Source organism: Pseudomonas sp. FG35 (assembly GCF_057809295.1).
In genome coordinates this window covers 155,758-180,897 of the sequence record NZ_JBMDJR010000002.1, presented here as the reverse complement: position 1 = coordinate 180,897, position 25,140 = coordinate 155,758, and the positions used below count along the sequence as shown (strand labels likewise).

Genomic DNA, 25,140 nt, shown 5'->3' with positions numbered 1-25,140 from the left:
CGTGGGTAAAAAAGTGCGGCAAACTCTAACAACGACAGGGATTTTGGGCAAGGCGCCAATATGTTAAATTGGCCGCTTTTCTGTGCACCAAGCCCCACAATCGCGGCCTTATGACCGTAGAAGTGCGGTAGTGTTCCGACAATCTAACACACGGACGCCGTCCGTCCTGTTTTCCACTGGAGAAACCCGATGGCGCTAGAACGCTCCGACGTGGAAAAAATCGCTCATCTGGCCAGCCTTGGCCTTAATGACGCCGATCTTCCACACATCACTTCGGCCCTCAACAGCATTCTCGGGCTGGTCGACGAAATGCAGGCGGTCAATACCGACGGTATCGAACCGCTGGCCCACCCGCTGGAAGCCAGTCAGCGCCTGCGCGCCGACGTCGTGACCGAAAGCAATAACCGCGAGGCTTATCAGTCCATCGCACCAGCGGTCGAAAACGGCCTGTACCTGGTTCCGAAAGTCATCGACTAAAGGGAAAGAGCCTGCAATGCATCAATTGACTCTGGCCGAGATCGCCCGCGGTCTCGCCGATAAAAAGTTTTCTTCCGAAGAGCTGACCAAAGTCCTGCTGGCGCGTATTACTCAGCTCGACCCGCAGCTCAACAGTTTCATCAGCCTCACCGAAGAGCTGGCCCTTGAGCAGGCGAAAGCCGCCGACGTGCGCCGGGCCAATGGTGAGAGTGGCGCCCTGCTCGGTGCGCCGATCGCCCACAAGGATCTGTTCTGCACCCAGGGCATCCGCACCAGCTGCGGCTCGAAGATGCTCGACAACTTCAAGGCTCCATACGACGCCACCGTGGTGTCGAAGCTGGCCGCCGCCGGCACCGTGACCCTGGGCAAGACCAACATGGACGAATTCGCCATGGGTTCGGCCAACGAGTCGAGCTGGTACGGCGCGGTGAAAAACCCGTGGAACCTGGAACACGTGCCGGGCGGTTCGTCCGGTGGTTCGGCTGCCGCGGTTGCCGCTCGTCTGTTGCCTGCCGCAACGGCCACCGACACCGGCGGTTCGATCCGTCAGCCAGCAGCATTCACCAACCTCACCGGCCTGAAACCGACCTACGGTCGCGTGTCGCGCTGGGGCATGATCGCTTACGCCTCCAGCCTCGATCAGGGCGGCCCGCTGGCTCGCACCGCCGAAGACTGCGCGATTTTGTTGCAAGGTATGGCCGGCTTCGATCCGAACGACTCCACCAGCATCGATGAGCCAGTGCCGGACTACGCCGCCGGCCTGAATGGTTCGCTGCAAGGACTGCGTATCGGCGTGCCGAAGGAATACTTCGGTGCCGGTCTCGACCCGCGCATCGCCGACCTGATCCAGAACAGCATCAAGGAGCTGCAGAAGCTCGGTGCTGTGATCAAGGAAATCAGCCTGCCGAACATGCAGCACGCGATCCCTGCGTACTACGTGATCGCCCCGGCAGAAGCCTCCTCCAACCTGTCGCGTTTCGACGGCGTGCGCTTCGGCCACCGCTGCGCAGACCCGAAGAACCTGGAAGACCTGTACAAGCGCTCCCGTGGCGAAGGCTTCGGGCCTGAAGTGCAGCGCCGGATCATGGTCGGTGCCTACGCGCTGTCCGCCGGTTACTACGACGCCTACTACCTGAAAGCGCAGAAGATCCGTCGCCTGGTGAAGAACGACTTCATGGCTGCCTTTAATGAAGTCGACATCATCCTCGGCCCGACCACGCCAAACCCGGCCTGGAAACTCGGTGCCAAGAACAGCGACCCGGTCGCCGCCTACCTGGAAGACGTCTACACCATCACCGCCAACCTCGCGGGCCTGCCGGGCCTGTCGATGCCGGCCGGTTTCGTCGACGGCCTGCCGGTCGGCGTGCAACTGCTCGCTCCGTATTTCCAGGAAGGCCGTTTGCTCAATGTTGCGCACCAGTATCAGTTGAACACTGACTGGCACACCCGCACCCCAACCGGCTTCTGAGGAGACACACATGCAATGGGAAGTCGTGATCGGGCTGGAGATTCACACCCAGCTCACCACCCGGTCGAAAATCTTTTCCGGTAGTTCCACCCAGTTCGGTTCCGAGCCGAACACCCAGGCCAGCCTGATCGACCTGGGCATGCCCGGCGTGCTGCCGGTGCTCAACCAGGAAGCGGTGCGCATGGCGGTGATGTTCGGTCTGGCGATTGACGCCGAGATCGGTCAGCACAACGTGTTCGCCCGTAAAAACTACTTCTACCCGGACCTGCCGAAGGGCTACCAGATCAGCCAGATGGAGTTGCCGATCGTCGGCAAGGGCCACTTGGACATCGCTCTGGAAGACGGCACGGTCAAACGCGTCGGCATCACCCGCGCGCACCTGGAAGAAGACGCCGGCAAGAGCCTGCACGAAGAATTCAGCGGTGCCACCGGCATCGACCTGAACCGTGCCGGCACGCCGCTGCTGGAAATCGTGTCCGAGCCTGACATGCGCAGCGCCAAGGAAGCCGTGGCCTACGTCAAGGCGATCCACGCGCTGGTACGTTACCTGGGCATCTGCGATGGCAACATGGCCGAAGGCTCGCTGCGTTGCGACTGCAACGTGTCGATCCGTCCGAAAGGCCAGGCCGAGTTCGGCACCCGCTGTGAAATCAAGAACGTCAACTCGTTCCGCTTCATCGAGAAGGCGATCAACTCCGAGATCCAGCGTCAGATCGACCTGATCGAAGACGGCGGCAAAGTGATCCAGCAGACCCGTCTGTACGATCCGAACAAGGACGAAACCCGTCCGATGCGCAGCAAAGAGGAAGCCAACGACTACCGTTACTTCCCCGATCCGGACCTGCTGCCGGTGGTCATCGAGGACTCGTTCCTCAATGACGTGCGCGCCACCCTGCCGGAACTGCCACCGCAGAAGCGCGAGCGCTTCCAGAGTGCGTTCGGTCTGTCGGCCTATGACGCCAACGTGCTGGCCACCAGCCGTGAGCAGGCGGACTACTTCGAGAAAGTCGCCAGCATCGGCGGCGACGCCAAACTGGCGGCGAACTGGGTGATGGTCGAGTTGGGCAGCCTGCTCAACAAGCAGAACCTGGACATCGAGGATTCGCCAGTTTCGGCCGAACAACTGGGCGGCATGCTGCAGCGCATCAAGGACAACACCATCTCCGGCAAGATCGCCAAGGTGGTGTTTGAAGCGATGGCCAACGGCGAAGGCAGCGCAGACGAGATCATCGAAAAGCGCGGCCTGAAGCAAGTGACCGACACCGGCGCAATCTCGGCGGTGCTGGACGAAATGCTCGCGGCCAATGCCGAGCAGGTCGAGCAATACCGTGCGGCAGACGAAGCCAAGCGCGGCAAGATGTTCGGCTTCTTCGTCGGCCAGGCCATGAAAGCCTCCAAAGGCAAGGCCAACCCGCAGCAAGTGAACGAACTGCTGAAAAGCAAGCTCGAAGGCTGACCACAATGGAGCCAGATCCAAAGCCTGGCTCCATTCCCTGTGGGAGCGAGCATGCTCGCGACAGCGCAATTTCAGACACTGCAAAAGTGACTGACGGATCGCCTTCGCCAGCAAGCTCGCTCCCACATTGTTATTTGGGAGCTTTCGAATGAAACGTCTGCTCGGCGCCTGCGCCCTGCTCTCCTTGCTGGCCGGTTGCGCCAGCACCGATGTCATCGACCCGCACGGTTACGACCAGACCGGCGTCGCCTCCTATTACGGTGCCAAGCACCACGGTAAACGCACCGCCAGCGGCGAAGCGTTCAACCAGAATTCTTTGACAGCCGCCCACCGCCAGTTGCCGTTCGGCACCCGGGTGAAGGTCACCAACCTGAAAAACGATGAATCCGTCGTGGTCCGCATCAACGACCGCGGCCCGCACACCCGTGGCCGCCTGATCGATGTTTCACGTGCGGCGGCCGAACAGCTCGGTATGCTGCGCAGTGGAACCGCCCGCGTTCGGGTCCAGGCCCTCGACGACTGATGGAGCGTCCACTATTTTCGGACTGACCGACTTACCCCTGATCAGTGTGATCGAATTGCTCAGCGGGCTGTTCCTGCTGATCGCCGGCGCCGAGCTGATGGTGCGCGCCGCCGTGCGCCTGGCCGCGCGTCTGCATGTCCGACCGCTGATCATCGGCCTGACCATCGTCGCCCTCGGCAGCAGCGCTCCGCAAATGGCCGTCAGCCTGCAAGCCGTACAGGCGCACACGCCGGACATCGCCGTCAGCAGCGTGATCGGCAGCAGCATTTTCAACATTCTCGTCACCCTCGGCCTGTCGGCGCTGATCATTCCGCTGCGGGTATCGCGGCAATTGGTGCGCCTCGACATTCCACTGATGATCGGTGCCAGCCTGCTGGTGTTCGTCCTGGCATGGAATGAAGAGCTCGGGCGCTTCGACGGCATTCTGTTGCTCGGCGCCCTCGCCCTGTATCTCGGATTATTGCTGCGCCAGTCGCGGCACTCGGCCCGCCCGCACTCCGATCAACCCCACGATCCGCAGGCCCCATGGTTCACCAGCCTGCTGATGATTGTCGGCGGTCTGGGCATGCTGGTGTTCGCCGGGCATCTGCTACTGGGGGCGGCCGTGGTGGTGGCCACCGACCTGGGGTTCTCCGAGCGGGTGATCGGCCTGACCGTGGTCGCGGTCGGCACCTCGCTGCCGGAACTCGCCACCTCGCTGATCGCTGCGTTGCGCGGTCAGCGGGACATCGCCGTGGGCAACGTGATCGGTGCCAACCTGTTCAACCTGCTTGGGGTGCTGGGCCTCACCGCACTGATCGCGCCGACGCCGCTGTCGGTCTCGCCGAACGCACTGGATTTCGACCTGCCGGTGATGCTCGGCGTCGCCGCGCTGTGCCTGCCGGTGTTCTATTCCGGTTACCGCGTGACCCGGGCCGAAGGCCTGTTGCTGCTGGGTTTGTACCTGGCGTACGGGCTGCACGTGGTGTCGTTCACCACCGGCATGCCACTGGCCGGCAAACTCGAGCGATTGATGCTGTTTTATGTGCTGCCGACGCTGCTGGCGTTTCTGTTTTTCACGTCCGTGCGCGCCTGGCGCCGCCAACACCACAAGAGGGATATGCCATGACCGAATCGAAGAAATCCGGGGTTGAAGTCCGCCGTCAGGTAATGGGCGACGCGTTTGTCGACCGCGCGCTGGGCAATGCCACGGAGTTCACTCAACCCTTGCAGGATTTCGTCAACGAACACGCCTGGGGCGGCGTGTGGAATCGAGAAGGTCTGCCGCTGAAAACCCGCAGCCTGATCACCCTCGCCGCGCTGACTGCGTTGAAGTGTCCGCAAGAGTTGAAGGGCCACGTGCGCGGTGCGCTGAACAATGGCTGCACGGTCGATGAGATCCGTGAAGCGCTGCTGCATTGCGCGGTGTACGCAGGCGTACCGGCGGCGATCGATGCGTTCCGCGCGGCGCAGGAAGTGATCGACAGTTACCAGAAGCCCGAGTAACCGCCGGCCTCAGATCCACCCGCCCCACTGCAGGAAGAAGATCCCGATATTGGTGGTGATCGCTGCCATCAATGTGGTCAGCACGATGATCGCCGCCGCCAGTTCATGGTTGCCCTGTGCCGCACGGGCCATGACGAAACTGGCGGCGGCGGTCGGGCTGCCGAAGTACAGAAACAGAATTCCCAGCTCCGCCCCGCGAAAGCCCCAGAGCCACGCGCCCAGCGTGGCGATCACCGGCAGACCGACCATCTTCACCAGACTCGAACTGAGCGCCATGTTGCCGCTCTTGCGCAGCGCCGCCAGCGACAGCGTACCGCCAATGCAGATCAGGGCCAGCGGCAGCGTGGTTTGCGCCAGGTACTGGCCGGAGGTTTCCAGCCACCCCGGCAGACCGATCTTGAAATAAGCGAACGGCGCCGCCGCGATCACGCTGATGATCAACGGATTGCTGACCACGCTTTTGCAGATGCTCCACGGATCGGACTTGATCACCGGGCTGTACACCGCCAGCACGATGGTCGACAGGGTGTTGTAGAACAGGATCACCAGCGCCGCGAGAATCGCCCCGAGGGAAATCCCGTAGTCGCCATACATGCTCGCCGCCAGCGCCAGGCCGATCACCCCGTTGTTGCCGCGAAACGCGCCTTGGGTGTAGATGCCCCGGTCTTCACGCGGGCAGCGGAAAATCGCCCAGCCCCAGGCCAGGGCAAAACTGACCAGCGTGGCAAGGGCGAAATAGATGAGCAGCGCCGGTTGCAGCGCGGCGTGCAGGTCGGCGTGCAGGATGCCGAGAAACAGCAGCGCCGGCATGGTGACGTTGAACACCAGCGACGAGGCCGTGTGGATAAAGTTGTCGTTGATCCAGTCGATGCGCTTGAGCAGCACCCCCAGAAACAGCATGGCAAACACCGGCGCGGTGATATTCAGGGTTTCGAGGAAGATTGCCAGCATGCCGGGGAGCCTTGGAGGTGAGCGTCGTTAGGGGGCTAATGATAAGCCACTTTCACCCCGTTCGTTCCCACGCTATGCGTGGGAACGATCAACAGACTCAGGTGATAGGCGCCGGATTGAACAACGTAATGTCGTTATGCAGCTTGTGCTTCTCCGCCCACGTCTGCTGCTTGCCGCTCGCCACATCCAGGTAGTAGTGGAACAACTCCCAGCCCAACTCCTCGATGGACGCACGCCCGGTAGCAATCCGCCCGGCATCGATGTCGATCAGATCCGGCCAGCGCTGCGCCAGCTCCGTACGGGTCGAAACCTTCACCACTGGCGCCATCGCCAACCCGTAAGGCGTGCCACGACCGGTCGTGAACACATGCAGGTTCATCCCCGCCGCCAGTTGCAACGTACCGCAGACAAAATCACTCGCCGGCGTCGCACAAAAAATCAAACCCTTCTGCTTGAAGCGCTCCCCGGGGCCGAGCACGCCGCTGATCGCACTGCTGCCGGACTTCACGATCGAGCCCAGCGACTTCTCGACGATGTTCGACAACCCGCCCTTCTTGTTGCCCGGCGTGGTGTTGGCGCTGCGATCCGCTTCACCCTTGGCCAGGTAACGGTCGTACCAGTCCATCTCGCGCACCAGTTCCTCGGCAACGGTTTTGGTCTGGGCCCGTGAGGTCAGCAGGTAAATCGCGTCGCGCACTTCGGTGACTTCGGAAAACATCACCGTCGCCCCCGCACGCAGCAGCAAGTCCGAGGCATAACCAAGCGCCGGGTTGGCGGTGATCCCGGAAAACGCATCGCTGCCGCCGCACTGCATGCCCAGGATCAACTCGGACGCCGGCACGGTTTCCCGGCGGCGCTGGTCGAGTTTCTTCAGTCGGACTTCAGCCAACTCCATGATCTGCTCGATCATCTCGGTGAAACCGTGACTGGAATCCTGCAAGCGATACAGCCATGGCTCGCTCAGATCCACCGAAGCATCGTCTTCATGCATCACCTGCCCGGCCTGCAATTTTTCGCAGCCCAGACTGATCACCAGCGCCTCGCCACCGAGGTTCGGGTTGCGCGCCAGATTGCGCACCGTGCGGATCGGGATGTAGGCGTCGGTGGCCGTGATGGCCACGCCGCAACCGTAACTGTGGGTCAGCGCCACCACGTCATCGACGTGCGGGTACTTCGGCAACAGTTCATCCTTGATCCGCTTCACCGCGTGATCCAGCACCCCGGTGACGCATTGCACGGTAGTGGTGATCCCGAGGATGTTGCGCGTGCCGACCGTACCGTCGGCGTTGCGGTAACCCTCGAACGTGAAGCCTTCCAGCGGAGCCTGGGCGGCCGGCACATCGGTGGACAGCGGCAGGCTGTCCAGCGGCGGCGCGGTCGGCATGCGCAGTTGATCTTCCTTGACCCAACTGCCACGGGGAATCGGCTGCAACGCGTAGCCGATGATCTGGCCGTAGCGAATCACCGTGCCGCCCTCGGGAATATCCACGAGGCTGACCTTGTGACTCTGCGGTACAAAATCCACCGTCACCAGGCCATCGGCAAATGCGGTGCCGGCCGGCACGCCCTGGTCGTTGACCACTACCACTACGTTGTCCCGCTCGTGCAGGCGGATGTAGCGCGGCGAGTCGGAATGTTCAATCAACTGCATGACGCCGCTCCTCAGGAATGCGCTTGAGACAATTTGCCGGTGGCTTCGGAACCGCCATTGGTTGGCGGCTCTTTAAGTACCACACGTTTGATCGGGCCGACGATCACCAGGTAGCTGAACACCGCCACGAGTGCGTTGGCGCCGACGAACACCAGTGCCCATTTGAACGAACCGGTGGAGCTGATGATGTAGCCTATGACGATCGGGGTGGTGATCGACGCGATGTTGCCGAAGGTGTTGAACAGGCCGCCACTCAGACCAGCAATCTGTTTCGGCGAGGTGTCGGAGACCACCGCCCAGCCCAGTGCACCCACGCCTTTGCCGAAGAATGCCAGGGCCATAAAGCCGACCACCATCCATTCAACGTCGACATAGTTGCAGGCCACGATGCTGCTCGAAACCAGCAGACCGGCAATGATCGGCGCCTTGCGGGCGAAGGTCAGCGAATGGCCCTTGCGCAGCAGGTAATCGGAAATCACCCCGCCGAGCACGCCACCGATAAAGCCGCAGATCGCCGGCAACGAGGCAATGAAACCGGCCTTGAGGATGGTCATGCCGCGCTCCTGCACCAGGTACACCGGGAACCAGGTCAGGAAGAAATAGGTGATGCCGTTGATGCAGTACTGGCCCAGGTAAACGCCGAGCATCATGCGATTGGTCAGCAACTGCCGGATGTAATCCCATTTCGGGCCGTCAGCCTTTTTGCCTTGTTTCTGGTCCATGTCGACCATGCCGCCGTTGTCGGCGATGAACTTCACTTCCGCTTCGTTGGCCATCGGGTGTTGGCGCGGGCTGTGGATAACCTTGAGCCAGACCAGCGAGAACACGATGCCGAGCAGGCCCATGACGATGAACACGTGCTCCCAGCCAAAGGAGAACACGATCCAGCCCATCAGCGGTGCGAACAGCACGGTGGCGAAGTATTGCGCCGAGTTGAAGATCGCCGAAGCGGTGCCGCGCTCAGCGGTCGGGAACCAGGCCGCGACGATGCGTGCGTTACCGGGGAACGATGGCGCCTCGGCCAGACCGACCAGAAAGCGCAGCATGAACAGCGCGACGATGGCCGTGGACATGCCGAACTCACCGACGAAGCCTTGCAGCACGGTGAACAGCGACCAGGTGAAGATGCTCAGGGCATAGACTTTTTTCGAGCCGAAGCGATCGAGCAGCCAGCCGCCGGGAATTTGCCCGGCCACGTAGGCCCAACCGAAAGCAGAGAAGATGTAGCCGAGGGTGACCGCGTCGATGCCGAGGTCTTTTTGCAAACTGGAACCGGCGATCGCGATGGTGGCACGGTCGGCGTAGTTGATCGTGGTCACCAGGAACAGCATGAGCAGGATCAAATAGCGGACGTGAGTCGGCTTGGACGATTGCATGTAGATGTACTCCCACTGATTATTTTTATGCGGGTAAAACACTCTTTGGTCTTGTGCCGCGCTGGGCCTCAGGCGAAGGCCCGGCGCGGGTGCAGCGATTTACGAACCGATGTAGCTGGTCTTCACGACCGTGTAGAACTCTTGTGCATAGCGGCCTTGCTCACGTGAGCCATAGGATGAACCCTTACGGCCACCGAACGGAACGTGATAATCGACACCGGCGGTCGGCAGGTTGACCATCACCATCCCGGCCTGGGAATGACGCTTGAAGTGGTTGGCGTACTTCAGCGACGTGGTGGCGATGCCCGCCGACAGACCGAATTCGGTGTCGTTGGCCATGGCCAGTGCAGCCTCGTAATCGGCCACGCGGACGATGTTGGCCACCGGGCCGAAGATCTCTTCGCGGCTGATGCGCATCGAGGCTTCGCTGTCGGCAAACAGGGTCGGCGCGAGGAAGTAACCCTCGGTGTCACACGTCACCAAACCACCGCCGCTGACCAGACGCGCACCTTCGGACTGACCGATGTCGATGTACTTCATGTCCTGCTCAAGCTGCGCTTGCGAGACCACCGGACCGATGTCGGTGCCGGCCTTCAGCGCGTGACCGACCTTGATCGACTTCATGCGCTCGGCCATGGCTTCGACGAACTTGTCGTGAATGCCGGCGGTGACGATCAGACGGCTCGATGCCGTGCAACGCTGGCCGGTGGAGTAGAACGCGCTCTGCACCGACAGCTCGACCGCCTGCTTGAGGTCGGCGTCGTCGAGAATGATCTGCGGGTTCTTGCCGCCCATCTCCAGCTGAACCTTGGCCTGACGCGACACGCAATTGACCGCGATCTGACGGCCCACACCGACGGAGCCGGTGAAGCTGATGCCGTCGACTTTCGGGCTGTTGACCAGTGCTTCACCGACCACGCGACCGCTGCCCATCACCAGGTTGAACACGCCGGCCGGGAAGCCTGCGCGGGAGATGATTTCGGCCAGCGCCCAGGCACAGCCCGGCACCAGATCCGCCGGCTTCAACACCACGCAGTTGCCGTAGGCCAGGGCCGGGGCGATTTTCCACGACGGGATGGCAATCGGGAAATTCCACGGGGTGATCAGACCGACCACGCCGAGGGCTTCGCGGGTGACTTCAACGTTGACGCCCGGACGCACCGACGGCACGTAGTCGCCGGACAGACGCAGGCATTCACCGGCGAAGAACTTGAAGATGTTGCCGGCGCGGGTCACTTCGCCGATGGCTTCGGGCAGGGTCTTGCCCTCTTCCCGGGCCAGTAAAGTGCCGAGCTCTTCGCGACGGGCGAGGATTTCAGTGCCGACTTTGTCCAGCGAGTCGTGACGGGCCTGAATGCCCGAAGTCGACCACGCCGGGAATGCAGCGCGAGCGGCGTCGATGGCGGCATTGACTTGAGCCAGGTCAGCCTTGGCGTAATCGCCGATGGTATCGCTCAGTTCGGACGGGTTGATGTTCGCCGAGTAATCGTTGCCGGCGACCCATTCACCGTTGATGTAGTTGTCATAGCGCTTGGTCACGAATCATTCTCCTGACGCAAAAAGCCGCTGATTGCTCAGCGGCCTTGTTTATAGAGGTGTGTTACTGCGCACCTTGCTTGTCGATCAGCGCAGCGAGCATTTCGTACTCTTCGCCGGTCAAGTCGGTCAGCGGCGCCCGCACCGGGCCGGCGTCATAACCGGCGATCTTGGCGCCAGCCTTGACGATGCTCACGGCGTAACCGGCCTTGCGGTTGCGGATGTCGAGGTACGGCAGGAAGAAGTCGTCGATGATCTTGCCGACGGTGGCGTGATCTTCGCGGGCAATGGCGTGGTAGAAGTCCATCGCGGTTTTCGGGATGAAGTTGAACACCGCCGACGAGTAGACCGGCACGCCCAGGGCCTTGTAGGCAGCGGCGTAGACTTCGGCGGTCGGCAGACCACCGAGGTAGCTGAAGCGATCGCCGAGGCGACGACGGATCGACACCATCAGTTCGATATCGCCCAGACCGTCCTTGTAACCGATCAGGTTCGGGCAGCGCTCGGCCAGACGCTCCAGCAGCGGCGCGGTCAGGCGGCAGACGTTGCGGTTGTAGACCACCACGCCGATGTTGACCGATTTGCACACCGCTTCAACGTGGGCGGCAACGCCGTCCTGGCTGGCTTCGGTCAGATAGTGCGGCAGCAACAACAGGCCTTTGGCGCCCAGACGCTCGGCTTCCTGAGCGTATTCGATGGCCTGACGGGTCGAACCGCCGACACCGGCGAGGATCGGCACGCTGCTGGCGCAAGTGTCGACGGCAGTCTTGATGATTTCCGAGTATTCGCTGGCAGCCAGGGAGAAGAATTCACCGGTGCCACCGGCGGCGAACAGGGCTGAAGCACCGTACGGGGCCAGCCATTCCAGGCGTTTGATGTAGCCAGCGCGGTTGAAATCGCCCTGGGCATTGAAATCGGTCACCGGGAACGACAGCAGGCCGGCGGAGAGGATGGACTTCAGTTCTTGTGGATTCATTATTCGAACACCCTGGTAGCAACGTTTTTTGTGAGTGGACCGTTCAGCCTTCGCCGAAGTTGTAGGTCATCGTACAACTTAAAATATAACCGTCAACTGCATTTCATCGTCTTCGCCTCCTCCTGCGTGGGACTCTGCTTACCTTGACGTAGGAAACTTCTGGGCTAGGCTGCCGATTACTGTATATAAGTACAGTTAAATATTTTTACGGATGGCATATCAAGGAGCAAGAAATGTCAGATCCACAAAACGATCCACAACAACCGCCGGTCCCGCTCATTGCCCGGTTCGAGGAGTTGTTTAGCGAAACGGGGATCGAGATCGACGGCGAACAGTCTCACCTCATATTGCTGGCGACCGATTCGCACATCGAGCCCCCGCCTCCCAACCCGGGTAAACCAAGGGCAAGCAAAGGGATCGGGCTGTATTACGAAATACTTGAACACACGGCCATCGGCGACAATGTGCTGCTGCGTCAGGACACAACAACGCCACCAAGACCGGCCAGCAAGGTTCCCCTGCATCTGCCCAATGGATTGGCACTGACCTACGGTCAGATATTGGGCTTGGGTGGCGATTTCTATGGGATCCCCGAGCAACCGATCTGCGACGGCGCGACAGCCGCCGAGCGCCTTCAGCGCTTTACTGCTGCGTTCAATTCCCTGGCAACCGCATCTTCTGCGAAAGCTGAGGCAGGCAAGATTCTCGAGGTCGCCAAACAAGAGGCTGCGGCGGTCGAACAAGCCATCCACGAGGGCAAGCCCGCGCATGAGGCGTACGAGAAACTGGGTGATACGTTGTCCGAAGAGTGGAATAAAATCACCGGCGGCGGAAGTTTTGTCTCCGCCCTTTTTCCACTGGGTCGCTATCTGAAACTCGCGGCCAACAACCCCGACCATTTTGGCAAATGGGCAAAACGCGCCTATATCGCCGGCCACTCGGCAGCACTCAAACAGGCCGTCGCCGCCCATGGGACGCAGGACACCGCGGCCCTGGAACTGGCCTACGCCATGAATGCCTTCGCCGATCATTTCCTCACCGACCTGTTTGCCTCCGGTCACCTGCGCGTTCCGCGCCGTGAGCTGGCGGCGGTGGTGACACCCGGCGATCTGGGTTCGCTGATTTCTCGTTTCATGCACGACGAAGACAACCAGTTTGGCCTCAAGGTGCGCAATAGCCTGAGCGAGCACTGGCGCACTTTTGGCGACAAACGCTACTTCGACCTCATCCCTGACGAGGAACAGTTCGCCAACCAGTCCCATGTCAAACAGGCTACCCAGGCCTCCGCCGACGAAGTGTTCGACGCCTACCTCAGTGGCAAGCGCCCTGATGAGTCCGATTTCGCCGCGCTGAAGCACCTGCCGGATCTCGATGATGTGCACAAAGTGGAGAACAACTTCTCACCACTGTTCCGCGTCCAGGGCAACAAAGTCCTGCGGCGCAAGGACGTCAACAACCTCAACGACACCGCCACCGTCGACGACTGGTGGGGCTGGAGCACTTACCTGCTGCTCAAGGACTATCACCCAGCCGGCAATACGAATTAAGGAGCGATTCGATGAGCATCAAATTGAAACTGGAACTGGCCTCGGGCCAATCGTTGAAAGGTGCGCCGCTGCAATTGCTGCGCGACGGTGTGGCCATCGCTCGGGCGTCGGTGGACGCTGAGGGCCACGCGACGTTCGACGTCAGCCCCGGCCCCGGCAAACTCGCGGTCAGGGTGGATCGTTCGATTCTGCCCCACAGCTGAAATGCCCGGACAAGATTGCCCCGGCGCGCCTCACGAATTCGCCGGGTAAAGTGCAACGACTGCCGCGAAGGATCGCGGCAGATCTTTCAAGGAGACGAACCATGACGTTTGCCGCTGCACACCTTTCGCAATTTCCCGATCACGCCAGCGACTCGATCATCCTGCGGTTATCGAGCCTGGATGACGACCTGATCGTTCGTGTACCCGATGGCCAGAACACACCGCCGAACTGGGATGTGTACCCGATCCTCGGTGACGATCCTGAAGAGCCTGAATGGCAGGGTTTGTCGGAGCCGACCGGCGTCTGGGATGACGCACTCGACGATATGGTCGGCCTGACCGGGATCGAACTGAGCATCCCCAGATTCGAGCTGGAAAAGTACCTGAACAACACCGTCGAACTGCGTTACAAGTTTGCTGATGAGGCCAGTCTGGAGCCGTGTTCGGAACCACTGAAACTCTACATCGAAGCCTGATTTCTCACCCCTGCGCCTGCGCCTCTTCATGCGCCTGACGCAGCCGTTCGCGGCTGTTGGTCAGGTGCAGGCGCATGGCCGCACGGGCGGCATCGGAATCCTGACGGGCGATGGCGTCGTAGATTTCTTCGTGTTCGCGGCTCAGGCGATTCATGTAGTGCTGCTGATCGTCATGGGCCAGGCGCGCCGAATTCAGGCGAGTGCGCGGAATGATGCTGGTGCCCAGGTGGGTCATGATGTCGGTGAAATAGCGGTTGCCGGTGGACAGCGCGATTTGCAGATGGAACTGGAAGTCCGACGCCACTGCATCGCTGGCGTGGGCCACGCTGTCATTCAGCGCATCAAGGGCCGCGCGCATCGCAGCAAGTTGCTCGGCGCTGCGGCGCTGTGCGGCGAGGCCGGCGGATTCGACTTCGAGGCTGATACGCAGTTCGAGAATGGCCAGCACGTCACGCAGGGTGACCACGGTGGCCGGGTCGATCCGGAAACCGCTCGGGCTCGGGGTGTCGAGCACGAAGGTGCCGATGCCATGACGGGTTTCCACCTGCCCCGCCGCCTGCAAACGGGAAATCGCCTCGCGCACCACGGTGCGGCTGACGCCATGGGCCTCCATGATCGCCGACTCGGTCGGCAACTTGTCGCCGCGCTTGAGCAGACCGTCGCGGATCTGCTCGGTCAGCACCGTCACCAGTTCCTGAGCCAGGCTGCGGCGCTTGCGAGGGAGACGCGGGGTGTCGATCGTGTTTTCCATGGTTTGCATCTTGTCTCGAAAATTCGGCTTGTGGGCATCATAGCTCAAGCGGGTTGTACGATCACTTTCCGTTTCCACACAAACCCTGTGGGAGGCGGCAAGCCAGCCCCCACAGGGTTTGTGTGGATATATCAGGCGGTCACGTTCTGCTCAACCAGGTGACCACTGTCGATCCGCACATGCCGTGGATGGAAGCGCTTGAGGCTGCTGCGATGGCCGACGCTGACAATGCTCAGGCCCGGCAACTGGTCGATCAACGCCTGATACAGCGTGGCTTCGTCTTCCTCATCCATCGCCGAGGTTGCTTCGTCCATGTACAGCCATTGCGGCGCGTAGAGCAGCGCTCGAGCGAAGGCCAGACGTTGTTGTTCACCCGGCGACAACATGCGCTGCCAGTGGTTGGCTTCGTCCAGTCGAGCCACCAGATGTGGCAAGCGGCAGGTTTCCAGCACTTGTGCATAACGCTCGGGCGCGTAGGTGTCGCCCGGTTGTGGATAACTCAAGGCGTCGCGCAGGGTGCCGATCGGCAGATACGGTTTCTGTGGCAGGAACAGATAACGCGAGGCCGGCAAGCGAATGCTGCCGTGCCCCGCCGGCCACAAATGTCCCATCGCCCGTAACAGAGTGGATTTACCGCTGCCGGAACGACCGCTGAGCATCACCCGCTCGCCCGCCTCCACGGTCATGTCGGCATTGGTCAGCAGGTGACGACCGTCGGCCAGATCAAGGCCGAGGTTGTGCACTGTCAGCTCATCGCCCTGATTCTGCACGTCGATGGCCGGTGCCCGTTCTTCGTTGTCGGTCATCGCCTGGCGGAAACTCAGCAGACGATCACACGTGGCGCGCCACGCGGCGAGGTCCGAATAGGCGTTGATGAACCAGCTGAAGTTCTCCTGCACGTTACCGAACGCCGAGTTGATCTGCATCAGCTCACCCAGCTCGATCTTGCCGGTCAGGTAACGCGGGGCCGCGACGATGAACGGAAAGATGATTGCGATCTGGCCGTAACCCGAGGTGAAGAACGTCAGGCGCTTGGACACCCGCATGATGTCCCAGAAGTTGTGCCAGACCAGACCGAAGCGATTGCTCAAACGACGATTCTCGTTCGGTTCGCCGTTGTACAACGCAATGCTCTCGGCATTCTCACGTACCCGCACCATGGAGAAACGCAGGTCGGCTTCGAAGCGTTGTTGCTGGTTGTTCAGGCCGATCAGGCGTCGACCGATCAGGTGCGTCAGCCAGCTGCCGACCGCCGCGTACAGCAGCGCACACCAGAACATGTAGCCGGGAATCTCGACGCCGAACACCTCGATGCTGCCCGACACGCCCCACAGAATGATCGAGAACGACACCAGGCTGACCACCGTGCGGATCAGGCCCAGGGCCAGACTCAAGGTGTTGCTGGTGAAGGTGTTGAGGTCTTCGGAAATCCGCTGGTCAGGGTTGTCGGTGTAACCGCCCTGCTCCAGTTGGTAATAGTTCTTGTGCCCGAGCCAGCGCTTGAAATGGTTCTCGGTGAGCCATGCCCGCCAGCGGATGGTCAGCATCTGCGTCAGGTACAGACGATACACCGCGCCGAGAATCGCCACCGCCGCAATGCCGCAGAAATACAGGATCAGTTGCCAGAACGCCGCCTCGTCCTTCTTCTGCAAGGCGTTGTAGAAGTCCTTGTACCAACTGTTGATCCACACCGAGATCGCCACGCTGAACAACGTCAGCGCAATCACGGCAATCAGCAACGTCCAGGCCTTGCCCTTCTCTTCGCTGCGCCAGTAAGGCGTGGTCATGGCCCACACCTTGCGAAAAAACTGCCCGCGCACAGTATCGTTGACCGCGGAATATTCAGCGTTCTGATTCATGAAAAAGGCTCGATAAAGAAAAGAACAGACACGCACCGATCATAGATGATCGGTGCGCTTTATCGCGAGGGCTGGCGATGGTCGTTCAGCGCAGGTTCAGCGACGAACCGGGCGCTTCTGCAGTTTGCGCTGCAGGGTGCGGCGGTGCATGCCCAGGGCGCGGGCCGTGGCGGAGATGTTGCCTTCGTGCTCGGTCAGCACGCGCTGGATGTGCTCCCACTGCAGGCGATCTACCGACATCGGGTTTTCCGGCACCAGGCTGTCGAGGTCGGCGTGTTCGGACAGCAGCGCTGCCAGCACATCGTCGGCGTCGGCCGGTTTGCACAGGTAATTGCAGGCGCCGCGCTTGATCGCTTCAACCGCCGTGGCGATGCTCGAGTAACCGGTGAGGATCACCACGCGCATTTCCGGGTCCAGCTCCAGCAGTTTTGGCAGCAGCACCAGACCGGAGTCGCCGTCCATTTTCAGGTCCAGCGCGGCGTAATCCGGCAGATCGGCCTGGGCGATGGTCAGGCCTTCTTCGGCGGAACCGGCGGTGCTGACGCGGAAACCACGGCGGGCCATGGCACGGGCCATCACCCGGGTGAAGGTCGCGTCATCGTCGACCAGCAGCAAATGCGGCAGTTCTTCGCCTTCGACTTGGATTTCGTCACTCATGTTGCTCTCCTCGGGCGCCGTGGGGCAGGCGCAGCTCGGTGAGCGTGCCGCCTTCCTCATGACTATAGAGTTTCACTGAGCCGCCGGCGCGTGTCACGCTGGCCTTGCTCAAAAACAGGCCCAGGCCGAAACCTTTGCCCTTGGTGGTAAAAAACGGTTTGCCGATCTGCTCGGCGATGGCCAGCGGCACACCGGCGCCATGATCGCGGATGCTGATGGTCAGGTCTTCGGCGGTCCAGTCCAGGGTCACCTGAAGGTTTTCCGGGCAGGCATCGGCGGCGTTGTTCAACAGATTCAACAAGGCCTGAGTCAGATCCGGTGGCGGCGCCACACGCGGCAACGGGCCCTGGCCCAGACGCTGGAAGCGGTAACTGGCTTCCGGGCGCATCAGGTGCCAGCGGTTGAGCGCTTCGTCGAGCCACTCGGTGACGTCCTGCATCTCCACCGCCATCCGGCGGTTGGCTTCGGCGGCGCGCACCAGTTGTTGGAGGGTCTCCTTGCAGAGCTTCACCTGATCCTTCAACACCTTCAGGTCTTCCTGAAGCATCGGGTCGTGATGATCCTGCTGCATTTCGTTGAGCAACACGCTCATGGTCGCCAGCGGCGTACCCAGTTCATGAGCGGCACCGGCGGCCTGAGTCGCCACGGCCAGCAATTGCTGATCGCGCAGGCCTTCTTCGCGGCGGATCGCACGCAACTCTTCCTGCCGGCGCAGCTCTTCAGCCATGCGCGCGGCGAAAAACGTAATCACCGCTGCTGCAAGAGCAAAACTCAGCCACATGCCGTAGATCTGCAGGTTCTCCCGGGCCACCGGCAGGGTTTCCAGTGGATAGAAGTGCGTCAGCATCAGCGTATACAAGGCCAGCGCAATGCCCGACAGCACCACCGAATAACGCCATGGCAGCGTCACCGCAGCGATGGTCAGCGGCACCAGATAATACGAAACGAACGGGTTGGTCGAACCACCGGAGAAATACAGCAAGGCGCTGTGGATAACCAGATCGCAGGCCAGTTGCAGCGCGTATTCGAGCTCGGTCACCGGCCACGAAGTGCGCAAACGCACGGCGGTGAACACACACAGCAGAATCGAACAGCCGAGGGTCATCACCAGTTGCACCCACGGCAACGGCAAGAGGTCCAGCCAGTAAGCCAGGCCCACGGAGCCGGCCTGCGCGGCGAGCACCAGGGTGCGGATGAAAGTCAGCCGCCAGAGGTTCTGGCGAGTGGCGGAAGTCAGTTGTACGGGGGCGAGCATGAGCTCTCCTGATGAGCGCTCCAGGCGGATCGCACGGAGTATAACCAAGGCGCGGGCTTGAGAGGCGAAAGTGCGGCAAACGACCACATGGCGCAAAGATTTTCTGCGGCTATAGGGGCGTCTTCGCTACGGGCGGTCACCGGCGTTGCGCACGGCGATCTGATACTCAAAAAACCGGCGATCTTCACGATTACCGGTTTTCACGATCAGTCGAATTCATATCCCGTATGTTTGTTGATTGATCAATCCCTGCACGCAATTCCACCCTTCATTCTCTGAACCAAAGGGGCCACCCACCTCATTGCTATTGAAGTAAACCCAATACGACCAACTGCCGGGAACCCGTTCCTGGAGCTGAACTGAATAACCTCGACTTGTTGCATCGGCTTGTTCTTGTGCGTTCATCTCAGATTTCCTTATTCGTAATTGTCGTGTGTGAAGCCGAGTGAAATGGCGATTCACAAACATGCTCAATCCGCCGACGAAATCCGTCTACTGTCAGAACCAACAGGTATCCCGTCCTATACGACGGACGGCGCACTCTCGTATCTGTATAGAAGTTGTAACTGGGCGAACCGGATCATAAAAGCTAGAGTCTGATGGTTTCACGCAGGCCCCCGAACCATCACCTGCGCCCTCATCAAGGAGCTTTCATGCACACATTTCGCCGCAGCGCCGCCCTTCTCGCCCTGACCGTCGGCAGCGTCGCCAGCCTTCCGGCCCTGGCCGCCGACGAGCTGCACTACAACCAGATTTCCCTGCGCGCCGAAGTCAGCCAGGAAGTGGCCCGCGACCTGATGATCGTGACTCTCTACACCGAAGAGCAAAACACTGACCCGGCCAAACTCGCCGCCGACGTCAGCACCACCATGAACAAGGCCCTGGCCCAGGCCAAGCAAGTCAAAGACATCACCCTGCGCCAGGGCAGCCGCAACAGCTACCCGATCTACGACACCAAAGGCCAGAAAATCACCGGCTGGCGCGAACGCGCCGAACTGCGCCTGGAAAGCGCCGACTTCGCCGCCCTGTCCAAACTCACCGGCGAGTTGCTGACCGACCTGAAAATGGGCGGCATGGACTTCGCCATCGCCGACCCGACCCGCAAGGCCAGCGAAGACAAACTGCTGAAAGAAGCCGTCACCGCCTTCAAGGCCCGCGCCCAACTGGCCACCGACGCCCTGGGCGGCAAGGGTTACAAAATCGTCAACCTGAACCTCAACAGCAACGGCTTCCCACAACCGTACATGCGCGCCCCGATGATGATGAAAGCTGCCGGCATGGATTCGGCACCCGTGACGCCTGAAGTCGAAGCCGGCACCAGCCAGGTCAGCCTGACGGCCGATGGCTCGATTGAAGTGTTGATGCCGTGATTGAGTAACGGCTGAATGAAAACCGGCGATCAGTGATGATCGCCGGTTTTTTTATGCTCGGGATTTGAGTTGTCAGCTCTGCCGTCATCGCTGGCAAGCCAGCTCCCACCAGTTCTGCGGATTTATTGAAATCGCGCACGACCCTGTGGGAGCGGGCTTGCCCGCGATGAACGATGACGCGGTCTCAAGCTTGCGGATCAACCCGATCCAGCGCGCGGTTCACTGCAAGCTCAGCCAGCATGACGATCTGCTGGATGCCGAGCGCCGTACTGCGCTGCGGGCCGCTGAGTTCGTTGGCGAAATTGCTGGCGATGGTATTGGCCGAGGCCAGGGATTCGCAGGCGTTGGCCAGCAGGCTTTCGGTGTCGACGTTGGGCGTGACCATATACATCGTGCTCGGGCGCGGTTTGGAAGGGTTGGGGCACAGGTAATAGTCGAGGGCGCGTTTGATGGCTTCGCGGTTGCGGGCGAGGTCTTCGGCGCGCATGGCTTCTTCGAGGGGCGTTGGTGATTCGAGGGGTGGGTCGGGTACGGGCTTGTTCATGGAGCATTTCCTTATGAATTTGCGCCACTCATTTCCGATCTCACTCGAGAAATGAGGTGGCAACTATGTACGGAGTGAGATTACCGGTAAGGAAACCAACCCGGCCGGACCGAAGTCCGCCCGTACATAGCCGCCATAAAGAACTGCCGACAGCATGAACTGGCGGCGATTATGGGGCGGCTTGCTCTGGTTTCCAAATTCAGTAACCGGGAATCTCACCTCCCGATCGCAGAGTCTTCTGCGACAACCAAAGACTAGGGATCGCGCTTCCGACGGACAACCTGAAAACCTTGTGGGAAGGTTCGGTGAATCCCACACATCTTTAAACATTCGAAAATGGAACGCGGAGCGTCCCGGCTACATTCCCACGCGGAGCGTGGGAACGATCAAAAGCTGCCCTCACCCTAGCCCTCTCCCGGAGGGAGAGGGGACTGACCGCGTCGTTTAAATGAAATACGCCGACGTGAGATATCGAAGGTGAATTCAAAATCCGAAAAGCACACAAACCGCTCTAGCTGTTGCCCCACCACCACTCAACAGGATGAGCGTTAGCTCGGCTGCAGCTTTTGATCTTGATCCACGGGCGACGTCGGAAGGCTGAGTGGAGGGATTTGTCCGGGGGTGGGAGCGCAGCGACCGTTTGGCGAAGCCAAACACATCGAGAGGAGGTGCAGCGAAGCAAACCGTAGGCGATGCCCCCCGGATAAATCCCGGAGCGAAGGAACCCCGAGCCTTAGCGAGGGGCCGAACGTAGGAGCAAGCGTTTTTGGTTACTTTTTAGGCGTTTGTAAAAAGTGACCCGCCGTAAGGGCGGAACCATAAGAAGCCGTTACCGCAGCATCGGATATGCACACAATCACCCCAGATATACCGAGATAGACACCTCACCTAGAAAAACGATATTTCCGCGCCCACCGAAACCCCGGCTACCCTCCTCCCCACAACTACCTCCAATACACCCGGGGACTCCATGGATCGATTCACCCTCAAACCACTTCTAATAACCCTGGCCCTGACCGCCATAACCCCAATCGCCAACGCAGCCACAACCCTCGTCTACTGCTCCGAAGCCAGCCCCGCAGGCTTCGACCCCAGCCAATACACCAGCGGCACCGACTTCGATGCCTCCGCCGAAACCGTCTTCAACCGCCTCACCCAATTCAAACGCGGCGGCACCGAAGTCGAACCCGGTCTGGCGACCAAATGGGACGTAAGCCCGGACGGCCTCCAGTACACCTTCCACCTACGCCAAAACGTAAAATTCCACACCACCGACTACTTCACTCCGACCCGAACCTTCAACGCCGACGATGTCCTCTTCACCTTCCAGCGCCTGCTCGACCCGGAGAACGCCTTCCGCAAAGCCTACCCCGCCGAATCCCCGTACTTCACCGACATGGGCCTGAACACCACGATCAAATCCGTGGAAAAACTCGACGACAACACCGTGCGCTTCAATCTCAACAACGTGGACGCCGCGTTCGTGCAAAACCTCGCCATGAGCTTCGCCTCGGTGCAATCGGCCGAATACGCAGCCCAACTGCTGAAGGAAGGCCACGCCGCCGACCTCAACCAGAAACCGGTCGGCACCGGCCCGTTCGTGTTCAAGCGCTACCAGAAGGACGCGCAGATCCGCTACGCGGCGAACAAGGACTACTGGAAACCCGAGGACGTGAAGCTCGATAACCTGGTGTTCTCGATCACCCCGGACGCCGCCGTACGCCTGCAAAAGCTCAAGACCGGCGAATGCCAGGTCAGCGGTTACCCGCGCCCCGCCGATATCGAAGTGATGGAAAAAGACCCGAACCTGCGGGTGTTGAAGCAGCCCGGTTTCAACCTCGGCTTCCTCGCCTACAACACCACCCATCCGCCGCTGGATCAGCTCAAAGTGCGCCAGGCGCTGGACATGGCCATCGACAAACCAGCGATCATCAAGGCGGTTTACCAGAGTGCCGGGCAGCTGGCGCAGAACGCCTTGCCGCCAGCGCAATGGTCATTTGATCCGAACATAAAAGACGCGCCGCACGACCCGGCAAAAGCCAAGGCGCTCCTCAAGGAAGCCGGGGTTGCACCGGGTACAACCATCAACCTCTGGGCCATGACCGTGCAGCGCGCCTCGAACCCGAATGCGCGGATGTCGGCACAGATGATCCAGCAGGATTGGGAGAAGATCGGCATCAAGGCCAACATCGTCAGCTATGAATGGGGCGAGTACATCAAGCGCGCCAAGAACGGCGAACACGACGCGATGATCTACGGCTGGACCGGTGACAACGGCGACCCGGACAACTGGCTGGGCGTGCTTTACAGCTGCGCGGCGGTGAACGGCAGCAACTACGCCAAATGGTGCGATCCGGCCTACGACAAGCTGGTACAGCAGGCCAAGGTGTCCACCGATAAATCGCAACGGGTAAAACTGTATCAACAGGCGCAACTGATCCTTAAACAGCAGGTGCCGATCACGCCGATCGCCAACTCCACGGTGTTCCAGCCACTGCGCAAGGAAGTCAGCGACTTCAAGATCAGCCCGTTCGGTCTAACCCCCTTCTATGGCGTGGGTATAAATAAGTAACACCCGGCCCCAATCCGGCGCGCACAGCGTGACCAACGCACCGTTTTGGGGCTCCATTTGCACCGTAAAAACCGGTCGCAAACGGTCAAATGCGTCAGAAGTTATACGGATGCGACATTAAGGTACGTTCGTGCCACGCTTTGAGGCCGCCGAGCGCTCTGGATCTTGCATTGGGTATGGGCCCTGCATAAGTATCCGCAGGCACGACTCACGAGGTCGTACCTCACTACTAAAAAATGACAACAAATCATGAGGCCAACATGCTTAAACACGCGGTCATTCCGTTTTTAGTCGGCGCAGGCTTGTTAGCCTCCGCACCTTTCGCCACCGCTGCGACTAACCTGGTGTTCTGCTCCGAAGGCAGCCCGGCCGGTTTCGATCCAGGCCAGTACACCACCGGAACCGACTTCGACGCCTCAGCCGAAACCATGTTCAACCGTCTGACCCAGTTCGAGCGTGGCGGTACCGCCGTGATTCCTGGGCTGGCGACCAAGTGGGACATCTCGGATGACGGCCTGACTTACACCTTCCACCTGCGCGAAGGCGTCAAGTTCCACACCACCCCGTATTTCAAGCCGACTCGTGAGTTCAACGCCGACGACGTGCTGTTCACCTTCAATCGCATGATTAACAAGGATGACCCGTTCCGTAAGGCGTACCCGACCGAATTCCCGTACTTCACCGACATGGGGATGGACACCAACATCACCAAGATCGATAAAGTCGACGACCACACCGTCAAGTTCACCCTGAAAGAAGTCGATGCCGCGTTCATCCAGAACATGGCCATGAGCTTCGCGTCGATCCAGTCCGCCGAGTACGCAGCCCAGCTGCTGAAAGAAGGCAAGGCTGCCGACATCAACCAGAAGCCGATCGGCACTGGTCCTTTCGTGTTCAAGAGCTACCAGAAAGACTCCAACATCCGCTATACCGGCAACAAGGACTACTGGAAGCCTGAAGACGTGAAGATCGACAACCTGATCTTCGCCATCACCACCGACCCGTCGGTACGTATCCAGAAGCTGAAGAAGAACGAGTGCCAGGTCACCCTGTTCCCGCGTCCGGCCGACCTCGCGGCACTGAAAGCCGATCCTGCGCTGAAGATGCCTGACCAGGCCGGCTTCAACCTGGGCTACATCGCCTACAACGTGATGGACAAGGTCAAGGGCAGCAACGAAGCCAACCCGCTGGCCGACCTGCGCGTTCGCCAGGCGCTGGACATGTCGGTCAACAAGCCACAGATCATCGATTCGGTTTACCAGGGCGCAGGCCAACTGGCCGTCAACGCCATGCCGCCGACCCAGTGGTCCTACGACACCACCATCAAGGACGCCAAGTACGATCCTGAGAAAGCCAAACAGCTGCTCAAGGAAGCCGGCGTCAAGGAAGGTACCGAGATCGTTCTGTGGGCGATGCCGGTTCAGCGTCCGTACAACCCGAACGCCAAACTGATGGCCGAAATGCTCCAGTCCGACTGGAAGAAAATCGGTCTGAACGTGAAGATTCAGAGCTACGAGTGGGGCGAGTACATCAAGCGCTCCAAAGGCGGCGAGAACCAGGCGATGATCATTGGCTGGAGCGGTGACAATGGTGATCCGGACAACTGGCTCAACGTGTTGTTTGGTTGCGACTCCCTGAGTGGCAACAACTTCTCCAAATGGTGCGACAAGAAATTCGACGGCCTCGTGAAAGAAGCCAAGCGCACCACTGACCAGGCCAAGCGCACCGAACTCTACAAAGAGGCGCAGCACGTCCTCAAAGATGCAGTCCCTATGACACCTATCGCTCACTCGACGGTGTATCAACCCATGCGCGCCAACGTGCAGGACTTCAAGATCAGCCCATTCGGCTTGAACTCCTTCTACGGCGTCAGCGTCAGCAAATAAAAGAAGCAGCGGCGACGTTTTCAGCGTCGCCGCTGTTTTTTTGCCGAGAAGTCAGGAATTTGCCTACAGCCCTTTCTAACCAGTCTTACTAGGTTGGGTTAGGACGCGTTGCCTTTTCCTA

At 60.4% G+C, this 25,140-nt stretch carries 23 protein-coding genes; 12 read left to right on the top strand and 11 right to left on the bottom strand.

Annotation, left to right across the window (positions count from 1 at the left end; translation table 11 throughout):
- Positions 1-189 precede the first annotated feature (189 nt).
- The 6 genes from gatC to ACODTD_RS04840 all read left to right on the top strand — a co-directional run bounded on the left by gatC (position 190) and on the right by ACODTD_RS04840 (position 5,409).
- Complete coding sequence (gene gatC / locus ACODTD_RS04865; RefSeq protein WP_007953612.1) at positions 190-477, top strand: Asp-tRNA(Asn)/Glu-tRNA(Gln) amidotransferase subunit GatC; 288 nt, start codon at positions 190-192, stop codon at positions 475-477.
- Positions 478-493: 16 nt separating this feature from the next.
- A complete protein-coding gene (gene gatA, locus ACODTD_RS04860; protein WP_011332456.1) occupies positions 494-1,945 on the top strand; it encodes an Asp-tRNA(Asn)/Glu-tRNA(Gln) amidotransferase subunit GatA in 1,452 nt (483 codons plus the stop codon).
- Positions 1,946-1,955: 10 nt separating this feature from the next.
- The gene (gatB, locus tag ACODTD_RS04855; protein WP_201819028.1) at positions 1,956-3,401 is read left to right on the top strand and encodes an Asp-tRNA(Asn)/Glu-tRNA(Gln) amidotransferase subunit GatB; all 1,446 of its coding nucleotides are present in this window, start codon (positions 1,956-1,958) and stop codon (positions 3,399-3,401) included.
- Positions 3,402-3,549: 148 nt separating this feature from the next.
- On the top strand, positions 3,550-3,924 hold the full coding sequence (locus ACODTD_RS04850) for a septal ring lytic transglycosylase RlpA family protein (RefSeq protein ID WP_011332454.1): 375 nt from the start codon (positions 3,550-3,552) through the stop codon (positions 3,922-3,924).
- 46 nt (positions 3,925-3,970) lie between these two features.
- Complete coding sequence (locus ACODTD_RS04845; RefSeq protein WP_011332453.1) at positions 3,971-5,032, top strand: calcium/sodium antiporter; 1,062 nt, start codon at positions 3,971-3,973, stop codon at positions 5,030-5,032.
- A complete protein-coding gene (locus tag ACODTD_RS04840) occupies positions 5,029-5,409 on the top strand; it encodes a carboxymuconolactone decarboxylase family protein (RefSeq protein WP_011332452.1) in 381 nt (126 codons plus the stop codon). Before ACODTD_RS04845 ends, ACODTD_RS04840 begins: the two co-directional genes overlap by 4 nt.
- A gap of 9 nt (positions 5,410-5,418) precedes the next feature.
- Here the strand turns inward: ACODTD_RS04840 and ACODTD_RS04835 are convergent, their stop codons facing one another.
- The 5 genes from ACODTD_RS04835 to kdgD form a co-directional block, all read right to left on the bottom strand.
- Positions 5,419-6,360: an AEC family transporter gene (locus tag ACODTD_RS04835; protein ID WP_011332451.1), complete on the bottom strand. Its 942-nt coding sequence runs from the start codon at positions 6,358-6,360 to the stop codon at positions 5,419-5,421.
- Positions 6,361-6,457: 97 nt separating this feature from the next.
- Positions 6,458-8,011, bottom strand: a complete 1,554-nt coding sequence (garD, locus tag ACODTD_RS04830; protein WP_007953621.1) for a galactarate dehydratase — start codon at positions 8,009-8,011, stop codon at positions 6,458-6,460.
- A gap of 11 nt (positions 8,012-8,022) precedes the next feature.
- Positions 8,023-9,387 carry an MFS transporter gene (locus ACODTD_RS04825; RefSeq protein WP_041475503.1) on the bottom strand — a complete coding sequence of 455 codons (1,365 nt, stop codon included), beginning with the start codon at positions 9,385-9,387 and terminating at the stop codon, positions 8,023-8,025.
- 99 nt (positions 9,388-9,486) lie between these two features.
- On the bottom strand, positions 9,487-10,926 hold the full coding sequence (locus tag ACODTD_RS04820; protein ID WP_011332449.1) for an aldehyde dehydrogenase family protein: 1,440 nt from the start codon (positions 10,924-10,926) through the stop codon (positions 9,487-9,489).
- A 61-nt stretch (positions 10,927-10,987) separates the two neighbouring features.
- Positions 10,988-11,899, bottom strand: coding sequence for a 5-dehydro-4-deoxyglucarate dehydratase (kdgD, locus tag ACODTD_RS04815; protein ID WP_011332448.1), 912 nt, complete (start codon positions 11,897-11,899; stop codon positions 10,988-10,990).
- 233 nt (positions 11,900-12,132) lie between these two features.
- On the opposite strand from kdgD, the gene ACODTD_RS04810 reads away from it, so the two are divergent.
- The 3 genes from ACODTD_RS04810 (at position 12,133) to ACODTD_RS04800 (ending at position 14,125) form a co-directional block, all read left to right on the top strand.
- Entirely contained in the window at positions 12,133-13,446 is a 1,314-nt protein-coding gene (locus ACODTD_RS04810) for a phospholipase (protein WP_201819020.1), read from the top strand.
- 11 nt (positions 13,447-13,457) lie between these two features.
- A complete protein-coding gene (locus ACODTD_RS04805; RefSeq protein WP_011332446.1) occupies positions 13,458-13,649 on the top strand; it encodes a hypothetical protein in 192 nt (63 codons plus the stop codon).
- A 101-nt stretch (positions 13,650-13,750) separates the two neighbouring features.
- Complete coding sequence (locus ACODTD_RS04800) at positions 13,751-14,125, top strand: hypothetical protein (RefSeq protein ID WP_489104575.1); 375 nt, start codon at positions 13,751-13,753, stop codon at positions 14,123-14,125.
- Between the two features lie 4 nt (positions 14,126-14,129).
- Here ACODTD_RS04800 and ACODTD_RS04795 read toward each other — a convergent pair whose 3' ends face one another.
- The 5 genes from ACODTD_RS04795 to ACODTD_RS04775 form a co-directional block, all read right to left on the bottom strand.
- On the bottom strand, positions 14,130-14,876 hold the full coding sequence (locus ACODTD_RS04795; RefSeq protein ID WP_181457905.1) for a FadR/GntR family transcriptional regulator: 747 nt from the start codon (positions 14,874-14,876) through the stop codon (positions 14,130-14,132).
- 131 nt (positions 14,877-15,007) lie between these two features.
- The gene (locus ACODTD_RS04790; protein WP_201819016.1) at positions 15,008-16,735 is read right to left on the bottom strand and encodes an ABC transporter ATP-binding protein/permease; all 1,728 of its coding nucleotides are present in this window, start codon (positions 16,733-16,735) and stop codon (positions 15,008-15,010) included.
- 96 nt (positions 16,736-16,831) lie between these two features.
- Positions 16,832-17,392, bottom strand: coding sequence for a response regulator transcription factor (locus ACODTD_RS04785; RefSeq protein ID WP_003221630.1), 561 nt, complete (start codon positions 17,390-17,392; stop codon positions 16,832-16,834).
- Entirely contained in the window at positions 17,385-18,647 is a 1,263-nt protein-coding gene (locus tag ACODTD_RS04780) for an ATP-binding protein (RefSeq protein WP_011332442.1), read from the bottom strand. The genes ACODTD_RS04785 and ACODTD_RS04780 overlap by 8 nt, the downstream gene beginning before the upstream one ends.
- A gap of 216 nt (positions 18,648-18,863) precedes the next feature.
- A complete protein-coding gene (locus tag ACODTD_RS04775) occupies positions 18,864-19,052 on the bottom strand; it encodes a hypothetical protein (protein WP_146615300.1) in 189 nt (62 codons plus the stop codon).
- Positions 19,053-19,300: 248 nt separating this feature from the next.
- On the opposite strand from ACODTD_RS04775, the gene ACODTD_RS04770 reads away from it, so the two are divergent.
- Positions 19,301-20,017, top strand: coding sequence for an SIMPL domain-containing protein (locus ACODTD_RS04770; protein WP_011332440.1), 717 nt, complete (start codon positions 19,301-19,303; stop codon positions 20,015-20,017).
- A 184-nt stretch (positions 20,018-20,201) separates the two neighbouring features.
- Here the strand turns inward: ACODTD_RS04770 and ACODTD_RS04765 are convergent, their stop codons facing one another.
- Positions 20,202-20,561: a DUF6124 family protein gene (locus ACODTD_RS04765; protein WP_011332439.1), complete on the bottom strand. Its 360-nt coding sequence runs from the start codon at positions 20,559-20,561 to the stop codon at positions 20,202-20,204.
- Between the two features lie 970 nt (positions 20,562-21,531).
- On the opposite strand from ACODTD_RS04765, the gene ACODTD_RS04760 reads away from it, so the two are divergent.
- Both ACODTD_RS04760 and ACODTD_RS04755 read left to right on the top strand, forming a co-directional pair.
- Positions 21,532-23,133, top strand: a complete 1,602-nt coding sequence (locus tag ACODTD_RS04760) for an ABC transporter substrate-binding protein (protein WP_489104574.1) — start codon at positions 21,532-21,534, stop codon at positions 23,131-23,133.
- Between the two features lie 260 nt (positions 23,134-23,393).
- Complete coding sequence (locus tag ACODTD_RS04755) at positions 23,394-25,019, top strand: ABC transporter substrate-binding protein (protein ID WP_285356270.1); 1,626 nt, start codon at positions 23,394-23,396, stop codon at positions 25,017-25,019.
- Positions 25,020-25,140: the final 121 nt, after the last annotated feature.